At 41.6% G+C, this 18,645-nt stretch carries 5 protein-coding genes; all 5 read left to right on the top strand.

Annotation, left to right across the window (positions count from 1 at the left end; translation table 11 throughout):
• Nucleotides 1-31 precede the first annotated feature (31 nt).
• The 5 genes from POV27_RS11740 to POV27_RS11720 all read left to right on the top strand — a co-directional run bounded on the left by POV27_RS11740 (nucleotide 32) and on the right by POV27_RS11720 (nucleotide 18,643).
• Nucleotides 32-11,059 (top strand): non-ribosomal peptide synthetase, encoded by an 11,028-nt coding sequence (locus tag POV27_RS11740; RefSeq protein ID WP_272862965.1) that lies wholly within the window; start codon nucleotides 32-34, stop codon nucleotides 11,057-11,059.
• A gap of 12 nt (nucleotides 11,060-11,071) precedes the next feature.
• Nucleotides 11,072-12,673, top strand: coding sequence for a condensation domain-containing protein (locus POV27_RS11735; protein WP_272862964.1), 1,602 nt, complete (start codon nucleotides 11,072-11,074; stop codon nucleotides 12,671-12,673).
• A 390-nt stretch (nucleotides 12,674-13,063) separates the two neighbouring features.
• Nucleotides 13,064-14,422 (top strand): aminotransferase family protein, encoded by a 1,359-nt coding sequence (locus POV27_RS11730; RefSeq protein WP_272862963.1) that lies wholly within the window; start codon nucleotides 13,064-13,066, stop codon nucleotides 14,420-14,422.
• Between the two features lie 4 nt (nucleotides 14,423-14,426).
• Entirely contained in the window at nucleotides 14,427-15,425 is a 999-nt protein-coding gene (locus POV27_RS11725; protein ID WP_272862962.1) for an LLM class flavin-dependent oxidoreductase, read from the top strand.
• A gap of 11 nt (nucleotides 15,426-15,436) precedes the next feature.
• On the top strand, nucleotides 15,437-18,643 hold the full coding sequence (locus POV27_RS11720) for an amino acid adenylation domain-containing protein (RefSeq protein ID WP_272862961.1): 3,207 nt from the start codon (nucleotides 15,437-15,439) through the stop codon (nucleotides 18,641-18,643).
• Nucleotides 18,644-18,645 lie beyond the last annotated feature (2 nt).

Below are 18,645 nucleotides of genomic sequence, written 5' to 3'. Positions count from 1 at the left end.
AAAAAATTAACGAATCCAAACATTTCATCGAATGCTTAGCTTAATTAACAAAATAGCAGAGAATAACATACTTCTGGAAGTAGACGAAGGCAACCTTAAACTGTTATCCGATTCTGCCGAGATCAGTGCGGATCTATTGGAAGAGATCAAGGTACACAAGCAAGAAATCATGTCCTACCTGTTACAGGCGGATCTAATTTCGAGCCGAGGGCAAAACAAGCTTACGCCTTGTACGCCTGCGGAAAATTACCCCCTGTCTTCATCACAGTATCGAGTATGGGTGCTTAGTCAATTCGAAGGAGGATCGGAAGCGTATAACATGCCGTTCTCTACTCCCATGGAAATTAGGGATATGGATAGTTTCGAAAAAGCCATTCATTCGGTAATCGATCGTCATGAGATTTTACGGACGGTCTTTAAAATGGATGGAAATGATGAAATAAGACAGTGGGTAAAGGCCCCAGAAGACTTTAATTTCAGCATTCAGCATGAAGATTTCCGTAACCTTCCAGAAGGCCGTAAAAAAGCCAAGGCACTTATAGCAGAGGATTCGTATAAGCCATTCGATTTGGAAAATGGCCCCTTGTTACGCATTTTCTTAATGCGCATTACCGATGTGTCTTATGTGCTGTATTACAATATGCATCACATCATAAGTGATGGTTGGTCTATGGATATTCTTACCAAGGATATTTTAAGCTATTACAGAGCGTATGCAGAAGGGGAGAAGCTGACCTTGTCTCCGTTAGAAGTACAGTACAAGGATTATGCCCATTGGCAGTTGGAAGAACTGCAAACGCCCACCTATAAAGCGCACGAAGAGTTTTGGATGAATCAATTATCTGGAGAATTGCCACTATTGGATCTTCCAAGTGACAAGGTACGGCCTAAGGTATTTTCGTATGAAGGCCACAAACTATCTACCTACATTGCTCCTGAAATCACAAAAAGGCTTCAGGATTTCTGTCAGGATAAAAAAGCCAGTCTTTTCATGGGGCTTTTGGCCGCATGGAACACCTTGCTATACAGATATACAGGGCAAAAAGATATTATTATTGGTTCCCCAGTGTCTGGTAGGGACCATGCCGATCTTAACGATCAGATAGGTTTTTATGTAAATACATTGGCGTTTCGTAATGAAATCGACGCCGACCAGAGTTTTAATGCATTCTTCGATGAGGTAAAGCAAAGAACGTTGGCCTCTTACGATCACCAGATGTACCCATTCGATCAATTGGTAGAATCACTGTCCTTGGATGGTGATACCAGTAGAAATGCGGTGTTCGATGTGTTGCTTTCCTTGCAGAATACGGGAGATGTTTCTTCTAGGTTCCTAGGTAAGAAAGAGGAATCGGGTGTCGTTCAGGATAAAGGAACCTGTGCTACGAATTTCGATTTGGATATCGATTTTGAGGAAGTAGGGGATCGATTGTACTTCCAATTGATTTATAACACCTCTATTTATGACCGTGAGATGATAGAACGTCTTATGGGACATTTTGAGGAATTACTTATTTCCATTGTTGAAAATCCTAACGAAAAACTGGGATACCTCAATTATCTCACTCACGGTGAGCGCGAAGAGCTTTTATTCGATTTTAACGATACTACCATCGATTTTGATGTAAACGAGAACTTTATTCAAGTTTTTCAAAAGCAAGTACAGGAAAATCCAAATACTAGAGCCGTTCGGTATAAGGAAAATGAACTTTCCTATTCGGAATTGGATCAAGTATCCAACCGTTTGGCAAATTATCTGACATCTGTATATGATGCGAAGAAGGGCGATTTAATTGTCATTAACCTTGACCGTACAGAGTGGTTATTGGCCAGTATCCTTGCCATTTTCAAAATGGGCTGCGCTTATGTACCTGTGGATCCTGTATATCCAGAAGACCGTAAAAAATACATCATAGACGATTGCGATACGCCTTATGTGATCGACAATGCATTTCTTGAAAAATTCAAACAAGAATTGCCTAATCAGTCAGACGAATTTAGTCCTATACAAGTAACAGGAGACGACCTAGCTTATATCATTTACACTTCCGGATCCACTGGAAAACCCAAAGGGGTAATGATTGAGCATCAGGGGATGATGAATCACCTGTATTCTATGATCGATGAATTGGAATTGGATGCTAAAAGTGTCATCGTTCAGAACGCACCCTATACCTTCGATATATCCGTATGGCAATTGTTAAACGGACTGTTGGTAGGAGGTGCCACGAGCATCGTAGATCAAGAAACCCTATTGGATATCGACCGATTCTTGCAACGTCTTGTCGAGGATAATGTAACGACCCTTCAAGTAGTGCCAAGTTATTTGAAAGCGCTTATGGAAGCTCAAGCGTATTCGGAAGCTTTGGAGCAGCTATCCTATATTTTGGTGACAGGAGAGGCTGTGAATAAAGAACTAATAGACACGTGGTTTTCATCTTATCCCAATGTATTGATGGTGAATGCCTACGGACCTGCTGAAGCTTCGGATGACGTTACCCTTCACATTATGAATGCCACTCCCCAAGGAGTAAATGTACCCATTGGAGCACCGATACAGAACATCCAAATGTTCGTTTTGGACGAAAATTTACAACTATGTGCCAAGGGAATTGTGGGAGAACTGTGTGTTTCTGGAATTGGTTTGGCCAAAGGCTACCTCAACAAACCCGAATTGACCGATGAGAAATTCATTCCGCATCCTTTTGTTCCCGGAGAACGCCTGTACAAAACGGGTGATTTAGGGAAATGGTTGCCCGATGGTACCATGGAATTTGTAGGTCGAAAAGACAATCAGGTAAAAATCCGTGGACATCGCATTGAACTGGGAGAGATTGAATACTACCTTCAGGAACGCGATGATTTGGAAGCAGTAGCCGTGGTGGCCGTTCGAGGAACGGGTGGCCAAAACGAATTGGCGGCGTACGTTACCTCCAATAATGAAGTATCGGCGAAATCCCTTCGAAGCTATCTTTTGGATCTTATTCCAGCCTTCATGGTACCCAGCTACTTCGTGCAGTTGGAAGAACTTCCACTTACCTCAAATGGTAAGGTGGACCGAAAAAAATTAAGCCAGAATACCGATTTTGAAACTTCTACGACCACAGAATTCCTTGCTCCTACCAATGAAACAGAAGAGAAGTTATTGGAGATATGGCAAGAGCTGTTAGGTATAGAACACATAGGAATACAAGACGATATTTTACTGATTGGTGGTAACAGTATCACGTTCATCAAATTAAAAATTAAAATCCACCAAACTTTCGATGTAGCCTTAAAGTTGGAGGAATTCTTCAGCCATAATACCATCGAGAAACAAGCGAAACTCATTGCTCAATCCACGAAAAGTGAATACAAAGAGATTGAGAACATTGCAACCGCACCTAACTATGCCTTATCCTCTGCACAGTATCGTGTGTGGGTATTGAGTCAGTTCGAAGGAGGGTCGGAGGCCTATAATATGCCAACGACCACGCCTATTGAGATCTCCGATATGGCGAGCTTTGAAAAAGCGATTCATGCCGTGATCGACCGTCATGAGATATTAAGAACGGTATTCAAGGAAGATGAAGAAGGTATAATAAAGCAGTGGGTACTGAATAGGGAAGACCTTGGCTTTGCCATAGATCACAAAGATTATCGCGAGGAGGAAGACAAGTTAGATCGTGCCAATGCGTACGTAAAAAGTGATTTGTACAAAACATTCGATTTAGCGGAAGGTCCCTTACTCAGAATGAGCTTGTTGCGATTTAGTGATACCCAGTATATTTTCTACTACAATATGCATCATATCATTAGCGATGGTTGGTCTATGGATATCCTAGCGAGGGATGTCATGACCTATTACAATGCATACTTGGAAGATCAAGCGGTAACCCTTCCTCAATTAAATATTCAGTATAAGGATTATGCGAATTGGCAGATAGAATCTTTGGAAAGTGAAGCTTATGAAAACCACAAAGAATTCTGGTTGGAGAGTCTATCAGGAGAGCTACCTTTATTGGATCTTCCCACCAACAAAACGCGTCCCAGTGTTTTCAGTCATGCAGGACGTTGTTTGGGGACTTTCATTAACCCTGAAATCACCCAAGGTCTTAAGCGCTATTGCCAAGATCGTCAGGGAAGCTTGTTCATGGGATTGCTTTCGGTACTTAACGTACTCTTTTATCGCTATACCAACCAAAAAGACATGATTATTGGAGCGCCCGTTTCCGGAAGGGATCATGGGGATCTAAAAGATCAGATAGGGTTTTATGTAAATACACTGGCCTTACGCAATGAAGTAAACCCAGGAGATTCTTTCGATGCATTTTTCGAAAATGTAAAGGAAAAAACCTTGGCTTCTTTGAGCCACCAGATGTATCCCTTCGACAAGCTGGTAGAATCCCTTTCCTTGGAAAGAGATACTAGTAGAAGTGCCGTTTTCGATATTCTATTAACCCTTCAGAATATTGGGGAACGTCCAGAAAATAACATCAAGGATGAAAACGCCTATCAACGCATAAAAGACAAGGGAACCTGTCTTTCTAAGTTCGATTTGGAGATCGATTTTGAAGAAGTAGGCGATAGCTTAGACTTTCAAATCATCTATAATACAGATATCTACGAACAAGAGACCATCGAAGGGTTTATGGCCCATTTCAAGGAATTGCTTACGGCAATTTTGGAAAATCCGGGAACTCGGGTAAATCAGTTAAATTATTTATCCGAAGCCGAAAAAACGGAACTCATTACGACCTTCAACGATACTACGGTCGAATATTCTAATGACAAGACCATTATCAATTTGTTCCAAGAACAAGTGCAATTGCATGGCGACCGCCCTGCATTGGTTTTCGAGGAAAATGAGTACACCTTTGCCGAATTGGATCGACTTTCCGATCAGTTTTCCTACTACCTGAACGAGGTATGTCTGGTGAAGAAGGGAGAAGTAGTGGGTATCAAAATTGAACGCAGTGAATGGATGTTGATTGCTGTTTTGGGAGTGCTAAAATCGGGTTGTGCTTATGTGCCGATCGATATGGCCTATCCGGAAGAGAAGATTTCATATTTGGAAAGCGATAGTCAGTGTAAGCTTGTTATTCAGAAAGAGCATATTAACCAATTCAATGACTATCTGCCCAATCTAGCGTGCGACGTTCCGTTACCATCAGTGGAGGCGGACGACGTAGCATATATTATTTATACTTCGGGATCCACTGGAAAGCCCAAGGGAGTTGTGGTGCCACACCGTTCATTGGTAAATATCACACAAGCTTGGTCCCGTTCGTATCCCATTCAGGATTTGGAGATTTCTTATCTGCAGATCGCCAGTTTTTCTTTCGATGTATTCTTCGGAGACTTCTGCCGAAGTATCCTCAACGGAGGGAAAATGGTGATTGTAAAAGACATAAAAGCCTTGGATTTCAATGAGCTCTACGAGGAATTCACCAAGCATAAAATCAATATGTTGGAGGGAACCCCAGGTTTATTGGTTCCCTTCCTAAAGTATGCAAAAGAAGAGGGGCTTTCTTTAGAGTACCTAAAATTGCTCATCCTAGGATCCGACATTCTAACATTGAACGACTTTAAATATCTCCTCAAGGAATATGAAGGTGTAGCTATAATTAATAGTTACGGACTTACCGAAGCGGCTATTGATAGTTGCTACTTCCAGTATACCAAAGGGTTCGACCTGAATTCATGTAAAAATACACCCATAGGAATTCCCTTCCCGAACATTCAAATTTTCATTTTGGATGAGGTCTTGCAGCCTGTAGGGAAAGGAATAGTTGGCGAATTGTATATAGGAGGACAAAGCCTAGCGAAAGGATACTTCAATCGTCCAGAAATGACTGCAGAGCGTTTTGTGCCCAGTCCATTTTCGGAAGGAGAAACACTATATAAGAGTGGCGATTTGGGAAAATGGCTTCCCGATGGAACCATCGAGCTTATCGGTCGGGCCGATTATCAAGTAAAAATCAGGGGACACCGTGTGGAATTGGGTGAAATCGAATCTTGTCTTCAAGAAAAGGAAGGAGTGCAAGAAGCGGTGGTATCTACGGTAGTGAATGATGAAGGGGATAGCGAATTAGTGGCTTATGTAGTGTGTAAATTGGAATACACCCCGGTAGATTTACAGAATTACCTTTCTGGTCGTTTATCGACGCACATGATCCCTAGGTATTTTGTGATGTTGGAAAGCATGCCACTTACCCCCAATGGGAAAGTAGATCGCAAAGCGCTTCCTCATCCGAAGTCACTGGGAATGGATTCGGGCGTAGCCTATGTCCCTGGATCTACCCAAAATGAAAAAGTATTATTGGAAGTCTGTGAGACCGTTCTCAATAAAGAGCGTGTGAGTCTTTTGGACAACTTCTTCAATCTTGGAGGAGACTCCATTAAATCTATACAAGTAGCTTCCCGATTGACCCAACAGGGCTTCAAGCTTCGGGTAGATGAAATTCTACGAGTACCACTTTTAAAGTCTTTGGCCAAACTCATCACCTTGAAAACAAGACAAATTGATCAAGGCCCAGTAGAAGGTCCAGTGGTACTAACGCCTATTCAGAGTTGGTTGTTCGAAGCGAATGAAATTAGAAATCCGAAGCACTACAATCAATCCATTGCCTTGAGAAGTACGACACCTATCGATAGTGACTTACTAGATCGTTGTATTTCGAAATTGGTAGAGCATCATGATGTCCTAAGGATGGTTTATACCGAAGGTACCAATGGATGGGAACAGTTCAATAAAGGATTGGGTGATAAGAATTATGCCATTCATTTTTACGACCTAAGTGCAGAAGAAGACGGAAAAGCGAAAATGAGTGCTTTGGGTACCGAATTACAGGCGAGTTTCGATCTGGAGGAAGGTCCTTTGTTCAAAGTTGGGCATTTCAGATTGGCCGATGGAGATTACCTAGCTTTGATCATTCATCATCTTGTGATCGACGGAATCTCATGGCGTATACTCTACGAAGATCTTTCGCAATTATATGGACAAGGTCAAAAAGGAGCATTACTACGATTGCCACAAAAGACGGATTCCTTCCAGAATTGGGCATCGCAATTAAAGGAATATGCGAACAGTTCTAAATTTCAGAAAGAACAATCGTACTGGGAAGAGGTATGTAAAACAGAAATTCCTTCCTTGCCAGTCGATCTCAATAACACTGAGGAACGCAGCTTAGATACAAAGGTTTCTTTCAAAATAGACAAGGAGACTACTCAAAAATTGCAGACGCAGGTGCATCAAGCCTATAATACAGAGATTAATGATATCTTGTTAACCGGACTCGGCTTGGCCATTAAGGAAGCTCTAGGAGTTGATAAGAGTGTATTGACCATGGAAGGTCACGGAAGGGAAGAAATCCTAGACGATATAGACATTACAAGAACCGTAGGTTGGTTTACTTCCGAGTTTCCTTTTGTACTGAATGCAGGGAAAGCGGACAATATCGAGAACTTAATCCAGGTCAAGGAATCACTTAGAAAGATACCGAATAAGGGAATTGGTTATGGATTGTTTAAATACTTTACCGATTCGTTCTCGTCCGATATTCATCCAACGGTAGAGTTCAACTATCTTGGGGATTTCGGGGATGGAGTAACTGCTGAAAAGGAACAAACCCTGTTGTTTGAATATACTTCTGAAGATATCGGTTTGGATTCCGATCCGAGCAATACCAGTGAAGTGTTGCTATACATTTCGGGGATGACCATAAACGGACAGTTAACCCTTACCGTTTCCTATTCTGAAAAGGATTTCCAGCCAGAAACCATGGAAAGGCTATCTGCATCTTACGAAGCGAAGCTTTGTGATTTGGCCGAAGCTCTTTCTAATACTGAAGAAAGACATCTAACACCGTCCGATCTTACCTATGATGAATTGGAAATTGCCGATCTATTCGAAATAAACAAGGATGGTACGGTACGGGACGTGTACCCGTTGTCACCTTTACAAAGCGGAATCTATTTCCACTGGTTATCGGACACATCGCATGCACTGTATTTAGAGCAGATGTCGTATAGTCTTAGCGGGTTGGAATTGAATATGAATCATGTGCGTAATGCCTATCAAGCCTTGGTAGATCGACACGGGATTTTAAGAACCAGTTTCACCAATGCTTATGGAGATACTACCTTGCAAGTTGTGCATAGTGATGTGAAGGCGAAGGTGAGTTATGTAGAGCTTTCTCAAGAACTGTCACAAGAAGAGAAGGCAGCACAGGTAGCACAAATAAAGGAATTGGATCGCACCGAAGGCTTCGATCTTTCGGAACCGTGCCAGATGCGCTTGAAAGTAGTGGACTTAGGCAACGGACAGGTGGAGTTCATTTGGAGCCATCACCATATCCTTATGGATGGTTGGTGTATGGGAATCATCATTAACGAGTTTTCCAAACTGTTTGCGGAACAGGCCTATGGTATACCTGCCAATTTACCAGAAGTAACGCCCTATGCGCGCTACATTAAGTGGTTGAATGGGGTAGATCAAACTGTTTCATTGGATTACTGGAAGACGTATCTAGAGAATTATTCGGAGGCCTCTCAGATTCCTTTTGAAAATCTAGGAAGCGACTTGAAGCCTTCTTACGATAAATCCATAGAATTACTAAAAGTAAGCGGGGACTTGTATGAAAAAATGGACACCGTTTGTAAAGACTCCGGTGTTACCAAGAACACCTTTGTACAAGCCGCTTGGGGATATTTACTATCCCGATATAACAATAAAAAGGACAATGTATTCGGAGCTATTGTTTCCGGTCGTCCTGCACACTTAGAGGGTATTGAAGAAATGGTGGGACTCTTCATCAACACCATCCCGGTACGGGTATGTTATGAAGATGGAGATACCCCATTGGAAATTTTGAAGGCCTTGCAAGCGACTACCTTAGACAGTGCGCCACATCATTACATAGAGCTATCTGAAGTTCAAGCACAATCCGATTTGGGCATGGATCTTCTCAATCATACGCTCACCTTCGAGAATTATCCATTGGAGGATGCGGTTAAAAATGGGGGCGAGGGACAAAATGAAGGAGGAAGCCTTCAGATTGATTCCATAGAAACCCATGACCAAATGAGTTATGATTTCGGAATTTTGATCCACTATTCGGAAGCGGCCTTGACCTTTACTTTCGAATATAATGCGAACCGATTCAATACCCGACTCATACAAAACATGAAGTCGCATTTTGAAAAGGTAATCGAGATCTTCTGTGAAGCGCCCGAAGTGGCCTTGCAGCAAAATCCTATCCTTGATAGTGCTGAAAAAGAGCAATTACTGCAAAGTTTTAATGAGACAGAGGTTGCTTTTCCAGAAGAGCAGACATTATTGGATGTTTTTTACGAAAGGATTGAAACCCATAGCGATGAAGCATTGTTGGTAAATGACGGAAAGGAATACACGTACGAAGCGATACACCAGTTGTCCAATGAGATGGCTAATTTCTTAGCGGAGACCTATCAGGTAACCCCAGGGGAATTGGTTGGGGTGCAATTTGAAAGAAATGAATACACCCTAATTTCCTTGTTGGCCATTCTAAAACTGGGAGCGGCTTACATTCCGATTGACCCGCAATACCCTGAAGAGCGTATTGCCTATATCCAGGAGAATAGCAATTGCAAGTTGATCATTAATGAAGAGGTGCTCGAGACCTTTAAAGCGGGCGATTTCAATTCGCAACGAGAGCGATATATTTCAAGTCCAAACGATCTGGCCTATGTGCTCTACACCTCAGGTTCAACAGGAAAACCGAAAGGAGTGCTTATTGAGCATGCCTCATTGACCAATTATTTAAACTGGTGTAAAGGCTATTACTTTACAGAGGGTGTTGATCGAGCGGATTTCGGACTTTTCACTTCCTTGTCTTTCGACCTTACCGTTACCAGTTTGTTCCTACCTATCATGGGAGGCGGTAAATTGAAGGTTTGGAATCCAGACATGGAGATCACCGAAATCCTGAAAGCGTATTTTGAAAGCGACCTGAATTGCATAAAACTAACGCCAGCTCACATCACACTTTTAGATAAAATTGAAGTGAGTACTACAGATATTCAATTAGCGATTGTGGGTGGAGATCAGCTAGAACAAAAGCAAATCGATACCCTGAAAAGGCTCAACCCTTCTATGAGAATATACAATGAATACGGTCCTACCGAAGCTACGGTGGGATGTATTACCTATGAAGTCTCTAACTGTGATGACGGGAATATTCTTATAGGAAAGCCAATTGCGAATACCAAGATTTACATATTAGACGATTCTTTGGAGATTCAGCCTATTGGAGTAAAAGGAGAAATATACATCGAAGGAAATGGCTTGGCACGCGGGTATCTAAACCGACCAGAACTAACGGAAGACCGTTTTATTCAGAATCCATATAACGAGCATAGTCGTTTGTACAAAACAGGCGATATCGGAAAATGGTTGGATGACGGAAACATTAAGTGCTATGGTCGTATCGATAACCAGGTAAAACTTCGAGGATATCGTATTGAATTGGGCGAAATAGAAAGTCGCCTAATGAGTCACGATAAAGTTAAGGACGCGGCAGTGGTGGTGATAAAGAATGATGAAGGGGACGGATCCCTAACCGCTTATCTCGTGGGCGATGAGAGCTTAAGCAGCGCAGACCTTCGGGAGTTCTTAACGGATAAAATACCGACCTATATGCTTCCCGATCATTATGTGAAGCTGGAACAACTGCCACTTACAGTGAACGGTAAAGTAGACCGCAAGCAATTGCTTGCCATGGATGGAGATACCTTAGGGGCCGGCACGGAAGTCGTTGGACCTAGAAATGAGGTAGACGAAAAACTTATCGCCATTTGGGCGGAAGTATTGAGCATAGAAACTTCAGAAATTGGAGTGCATTCCAACTTCATGGATTTGGGAGGACACAGTCTTAAAGTGATTCGTGTTATTGCCAAAATCCAAAAGGAATTTGGCGTGAAAATCAACCTTCAGAGCTTTTTCGATAATCCTATTTTAGAAGTGGTTTCAGACCATATTTCCAACATCGTTTGGAGTAATTCTGAAGAAGACCAAGAACTGGAGTCGTTCAAAATTTAGACAGATATTGTTATGACGATTACCGAACTATTAGCATTCTTAAAGCAGAAAGAGATACGGATTAAACTATCTGGTACTTCCGAGTTGGATATTAAAGCTCCCAAGGGGGTAGTTACTCGGGAAATCGTGGATTTAATTCGATCGCGTAAAGCCGAATTGATCGCTTACTTCCAAGATTTTCAATTACAAAATGTGGAAATAAAAAGGGTAGAGGAGTCAAGACAGTTTTATCCACTTTCCTACGCACAAAAGAAGCTTTGGATTTTGAGTCAAGTGCCTGAACGATCCATAGCATATACGGTAGCAGACCTATTAAGGATAGAGCAACCTATTAATTTGGAGCTATTGGAAGATGCCATAATAAGTACACTGTTGCGACATGAAATGTTACGTACCTTATTCACTACCAATGATAAGGGAGAACCACAACAGTATGTGATTCCAGCCGAGGAATTCGAATATAAGCTAGATATGAAAGATTTGAGCGATCATCCCGATCCTAATTCTGTGATACAAACCTATACGGAAAAGGATGTCGCTATTCCCTTCGATTTGTCTAAAGGACCCCTATTACGGACCTGTGCCTTTAAAATAAGTGAAGAACAATACGCATTGTATTATGCCAAACATCACATCATTACCGATGGTGTTTCCATGGACCTCATGATGCGTGATGTCATGGAGTTTTATCGTGCCAGTATGATGCAACAAGAGCCCAGTCTTCCGGAATTGAATATTCAGTATAAGGATTATGTGCTCTGGCAAATGGATCATTTAGAAAAACCAGAATCCAAGGCAGACCGTGCCTTTTGGATGGAAAAACTCTCGGGGGATTTAACGCCTTTGGATTTGCCCAATCAAAAACCGAGACCGCAAGTGCTTACCTATAATGGGTGTACACTGTCCAGTTATATTGCTGAAGAAGATACCCAAAAGCTAAAAGCATTTTGCAATGAACAGGGAGGGACCCTATTTATGGGGATCCTAGCAGTTTGGAATGTTTTGTTCCACAAGCTCACCCAGTCTAATGATATCATTATTGGATCTCCCATTGCGGGAAGAGAACAGGCAGTTTTGGAAAACCAGATCGGGGTATATATGAATATGCTCATTCTTAGGAATCGCATAGACCCCAATAAAAGTTTCAAGGAAATATTCGGGGAAATTAAAAATAATACATTAGAAAGCACCAAGCATCAGGCCTATCCAGTGGATCGATTAATGGATGATTTACAACTGGTCTTCGATCCAAGCCGAAATCCTATTTACGATGTTATGCTGTCCTATCACAATACAGGTGAGAATACCTTGAACGGAGTACGATTGACCCAAGAGACGATAGATACCATTAAGTTTGAGGATAATGAAAGATCGAAGTTGGATATGCTCATTAATGTAAAGGAACATGGTACGTATATGTTCTTCAATATCAACTTCAATACAGATGTATATGAAGAGTCTACCATCCGCACCTTGATGAAGGATTTTAAAAATGCCTTAAAGGGGCTCATGAAGGATTGGGACACCCCAATAACCCACTTGGATTTCGCAACCCAAGTGAAAAATGACCTACGACAGCGCAACAAAACAAGATTTAAAATGAAAGTAAAATAAATCTGTATAATTATATGGTTATCAGTATAATAAATCAAATTTAGACAGCCGCTTGATCGAAAATTTATTGAAAATAAAACACTATAAAATTGTATTTGGTAAGATTTATTGCTTATATTAGCATTGTTGTTAGTGAAAAAGTCTTCAACAACATTTTTCCGAAAATCAATATATGTTTTATGTGATAAGCAGTAGCGTAGCTGTATGCTTGCACAGTTTTTTTACACCTTAATTTCCTAATTTTTAGTAAAAAGCACAGAAGTATATTTCATACTTGCAAGGATTTCTTTGCCCATGTTTTACACCAGAACATTAGGTATTTCTATTAGGATAACACACGTTCATTAATTTCTTTCACAGCGCGTCATTAACCCATTAAAAAGAAACAAGATGATAGCAGCATTAATTCATTCGATGGTGGTCTGTCCCGATATGGAGAAGACCTATCCCAAGATTAGTCATGGTGAAGGAAGTTATTTGTACGATGAATCGGGAAAACGGTATTTGGATGCCAGTTCGGGATCCGCGGCCGTTTCCAATATAGGCCATGGAAATGCAGCTATAGCAGATATCTTAAAGGATCAGGCGTTAAAAGCAAGCGTATTGCCAACCCATGCATTTAGTGCTTCTGTAGTAGAAAACTATCTCGAAAAACTGGTGAGGTTCGCGCCCAAAGGTTTTAAAAGGGCTTGGACGGTAACCAGTGGCACAGAAGCTGTTGAGAACGCCATAAAGATTGCCCTGCAATACCAACAGATGACTGGGCGCGACAAGAAACACAAGGTTGTTTCAAGATGGTTCAGCTATCACGGGAATTCAATATTTACCCTGGATGTTGGGGGCATGCGTTTCAGAAGGAAAATGTATGAGCAATGGATGCACAATTTCCCTCATATTTCACCCGCTTACCAATATAGGAATGGAGATGGAATGAGCGAAGAGGACTATTGCGACCAATGCATCAACGAGTTTTTGGAAGTCATTCAGAAGAACGATCCCGATACCATTGCAGCCTATATTGCAGAACCTGTAGTAGGGGCGGCACTGGGAGCGGTTCCACCTCCAAAGGACTATTTCAAAAGAATAAAAGAAATATGCGAAGCCTACGACATCCTGTTTATTTCGGATGAAGTGATGACAGGATTTGGCCGATTAGGAACTCCCTTCGGAATTGAAAAATTCGATGTGATACCCGATATCATTGCCGCTGGAAAAGGAATTAGCGGTGGATATTTCCCACTGTCTGCAGTGCTCATACACAATCGTATTGCCTCTGTTTTCGAGTCGCAAATGACTACGTTCAAAGCAGGTCACACCTTTGCGTGTAATCCTATGGGAGCCGCCGTAGGGAATTATGTTTTAGACTTTATTGAAGCACGAAACATTCTAGCCAACGTAAATGAGCAGGGAGCATTACTAAGAGAACGCCTTAATGAACTAAAAACCTTGGATATCGTGGGTGATATTCGGGGAGAAGGATTACTCTTGGGGATAGAACTGGTAAGCGATAAACTTACAAAAGAACCCTTCCCAGCGAATAAGGACGTTAGTAAACGCATCTTTTTGAATGCCTTGGAAAGAGGAGTCATTTTGTATCCGGGAAAAGGATCTGCCGACGGTATTAATGGGGACCATATTCTTGTTTGTCCTCCACTGTCCATCAATAAGGAAGAAGTCGAATTCTTGGCGAATACCATTCGTGAATCCATTGTTTTGGTTCAGGAAGAACTTCACCAACTAATACTATAAGACCATGAAATCTGTAAAGAATGATAAAGTGAAGGTGTTTACCACCATTCGAAGAGTTGAGGATGATGCCAACTATGCTTCCCGACTGCAGGACATGATCAATAAAAACGAAGCCCTAAAATTCGATGGGATCCTGTTCTTTCAGAATAATTCCAACGACATAGAACCTTGGGTTTTGGGTCAGGAAATTTTCGGTCAAAGTTTGAGTCAATCGCCTATTATAGCTGTAAACCCTGTATATATTCACCCATATACAGTGGCTCAAAAAATTGCCACGCTTTCCAAGTTTTATAAAAGAAAGACCTATTTAAATTTTATCACGGGGACATCCAACTCTGATAGGGAAGCCATTGGGGATCAATTATCCCATGCAGAACGCTACGATCGTTTAGATGAATACATAGAGATCATATATAAACTGTTATCGAGCAAAAGCCCGGTAAACTTTCAGGGAACCTACTATACCATCAATAATTTGAAGCTTACTTCGGTATTGGATGAGTCTCTTTTCCCGGTAGGCTACTTAGCCGGGAGTTCCCCAGAAGCACAAAAGATTAGAAAGAAAAGAAATTTGGCCAATCTAAGGATGGGAAAACCACTTGCGAAATGTACACAGGGGATGTTTCAATCTACTGGAATGTATTTCGGGATTATCGCCCGAGAAACACGATTGGAAGCCATTTCGGTGATGAAGAACAAATTTCAACCCGAATATGAAGAATACGACGAACTATTGGAACTATCCATGCTAAATACGGACGCCGTTTGGAAGAAATTGTTGAAAGAAGAAACCGAAGATGATGTGTTTAGAATGGAGCCCTTCCAACATTTTAACGCCGACTGTCCATATTTGGTAGGATCTTTTGAAGATGTTGCCACGTACATTGGCCAATACATAGACCTCGGTGTGGATAGTTTTGTAATCGATGCCGATTTGGAAGAATTGGATCGCATAGCCGCCGTCTTCCGTCTGTTTCAACCCGCCATTAGTATTGTTTCCTAACTACGATCGTTGTGAATTTGCTTACTACAAAATACGAATCTAACAATGCTGCAACCACAGCACTCCAAGAAAGCAAGGACCCATTGTCCATGTCGATCGTGGAATTGGTTTTAGCACAAGTGGAGCGTACTCCAGATGCCATTGCCCTTAGTTTCGGAAATACACATATCACCTATGCCGAGCTGAATAGAAAGAGCAATCAGTTGGCACGCTATATCAATGAAGTCTATGAGGTTCAACCAGAGGACATTTTTGGGATTCAATTGGACCGCTCCGAATGGTACGCCATAGTACTATTGGCTATTCTAAAGGTTGGAGGATGTCCTTCACCCTTAGATACCAAGACACCAAAGGAACGATTCGAGGCCATTCGGGAGAACTTCAAATTCGTATTGAGCCAAGAAGATATAGATACTTTCTTTCGCACGATGGATCAATATGCTGAAGATGATGTTGACCTGGTTCCTTCAAAATTGGCCTATATCGTGTACACCTCGGGGTCCACTGGAACGCCCAAGGGCTGTATGCTGGAAAATAAAGGGATTGTAAATCACCTGTACAGCAAGATTGCCTTATTGGATTTGAAAGAAGGCGTTTCCATTTGCCACACTTCGAAATTCTACTTCGTAGGAAGCATTTGGCAGCTGTGGGCTCCTTTAATCGTGGGAGGGACTGTTATTATTACCACTTTGGAAGAATTGCAGGATATTTCACTACTGTTGGATAAAACCATTGCCAATGAAGTAAGCCTATTAGAGGTGATCCCTTCGCAACTGAATAACGTTTTTGCGATTGGACATGAATCCAAACTGAAGCATTTAAGAAAACTGATCCTAACTGGCGAGCGACTTACACCGAGTTATGTGAATGTATTTTTTGACTTAAACCCTGAAATTGAAATCATCAACACTTATGGTCAGACCGAATGTTCGGATGTAACTACCTGTTACCGAATGAACGAAAAAATTGAGGACAGTAAGGTGCTCATTGGTCGGCCCATTCAACATACGCACATCTATATTGTCGATGAAAATGAAACCCTATGTCCCGAAGGTACTGTGGGAGAGATCTACACAGCTGGAGTTCCAGTCTGTCGCGGTTATCTATATGCACCGCAATTGACAGCGGAAAAGTTCATGGAGAATCCATGGAATAAGGGAGAAAGACTCTATAAAACGGGCGATTTGGGACGACGCTTGGCCAACGGGAATATCGAAATTCTCGGAAGGAAAGACAATCAGATTAAAATACGCGGTTACCGAATAGACCTTGGCGAAATTGAAAACGCCCTATTACAAAACGAGGCTATTTCAAAAGTGGAAATCGTAGCGAGGGAAAACAATGCCAATGAAATGGTCATTGTCGCTTATCTTATGTCACAAGAAACGCAGAATGATTTGGGACTACGAACGTTTCTTGAGGAATTCCTTCCAGATTATATGATTCCACAGCATTTCGTTCAATTGGATCGCTTTCCACTCACCGAAAACGGAAAAACGGATAAAAAACAATTGCCCGACCCATGGGATCAGACCATGGATAGTGGAGTGACCTATGTAGCACCGCAAAATGAGTTGGAGCAAAAACTGGTCACCATTTGGGAAAGTGTACTAAAGAAAGAAAATATCGGGGTAACGGACGATTTCATTCACTTGGGTGGTCATAGCCTGAAGATGAACATCCTCATTATTCGCTATAAGAAGCTGTTCGATGTTCAAGTAAGTTTAAAACAACTCTTTGAGCATACTTCCATTGCAGCTCATGCCGAATTGATTGCATCACTGGATAAAAGTTCGGATACAGGGATTGTGCTTTTGGAGCCTTCAGAGAATTACGAACCTTCCGATGCCCAAAACAAGTTGTACCTGCTTACGGAAATGGACAAAGCTTCCATTGAGTACGATATGGAATTCATGGAAGAATTGGACGACGAAATTTGTCCGATAACTTTCAACAAGGCTTTGCAAGCTGTGGTGGCCCGTCATGAAATTTTGAGAACGCGGTTTAAAAAAGATGCCGCAGGTAAATTAAAGCAGTGGATTCTAGGCGAGGACGAGCACTCGATAAAGTTAGTCACTATAGACATAAGCCAAAGTGCAGGACCGTATCGGGAAGCCAATTTGCATATAAGCAAAGACGCAGAAACCCCTTTTGATTTTGCCGAAGGCCCATTGTTGCGAGTGTTTTTGTTTCAGTTACCCAACGGGAAAACACTGTTGTATATAAGGACGCATCAAATGATTAGCGATGCACATTCCCTAAAGATATTGCACCGTGACCTCATGGCATATTATGAAGCCTTTAGCCAAGATAAAACGCCGAATATTCCTGAGTTGTCCATTCAATACAAGGATTACGCCTTATGGCATAAACAGCAACGAACGGATAAAGGCATAACGAAGAGCAAATCATTTTGGTTGAATCAATTGTCTGGAGAGCTTCCTGTATTCGAGTTGCCTGAAGGGAAACAACGTCCCAGCATTAAAACCCACAATGGTTTGCTGTTGGAAATGAACCTGAATACTGAGATCACCCAAAGAATCACGGATTTCAGTTTAGCAGAAAACGGAACCGTTTTCATGACCGTAATGACGTTATGGAACATCCTTTTTTACAAATACACGGGAATAAAGGATTTACCTATTGCAACTAGATCCTTGGGGAGATACCGAACTGAATTCATCAATCAGATAGGAAATTATTTAAATACGGTTGTACTAAGAAGCGCCTTGCAGGAAAGTGATAGCCTAAAGGGGGTATTCCAACAGGTGAAGGCCAATATGTTGGAGAGTTTTGAAAATCAGAACTATTATTTCGATTGGTTGATCGATGATTTGGAGATCAATACGAGCTCTAATAGAAATCCCATCTACGACATCATGATCACCTATGAAGACAAAACCGCAGATGCAACAAAAGCGGCTTTAAGCACTGGGGTTGTTTATGATGAAGTGATAAACAAAGGGACCTCGCGACCCAAATTGGATATGCTGCTTACTGTAGAATTGCATCAAGGATACCTTAGAACCGATTTACAATTTAATACCGACATCTATCGCACTGAGACCATGAAGCGTATGCTGAAAGATTTCAAAAATCTGACTATGGCCTTATCGGATGCACCGGAAGCGAGCATAAAAGATGTCGACTTAAAAAATGAAATCAAACAAAACCTAAAATCGAAGAACCTTTCTCGATTACGATCATTTAAGAGTTAGGC

This window comes from Aureisphaera galaxeae, from assembly GCF_028561275.1.
Taxonomy (GTDB): domain Bacteria; phylum Bacteroidota; class Bacteroidia; order Flavobacteriales; family Flavobacteriaceae; genus Aureisphaera; species Aureisphaera galaxeae.
Note: the sequence above shows the minus strand (reverse complement) of the source record. Positions and strands in the feature narration are given on the sequence as shown.

Coding starts and splice junctions, on each gene's coding strand:
- POV27_RS11740 (WP_272862965.1), top strand. CDS start 32: ATGCTTAGCTTAATTAACAAAATAGCAGAGAATAACATACTTCTGGAA.
- POV27_RS11735 (WP_272862964.1), top strand. CDS start 11,072: ATGACGATTACCGAACTATTAGCATTCTTAAAGCAGAAAGAGATACGG.
- POV27_RS11730 (WP_272862963.1), top strand. CDS start 13,064: ATGATAGCAGCATTAATTCATTCGATGGTGGTCTGTCCCGATATGGAG.
- POV27_RS11725 (WP_272862962.1), top strand. CDS start 14,427: ATGAAATCTGTAAAGAATGATAAAGTGAAGGTGTTTACCACCATTCGA.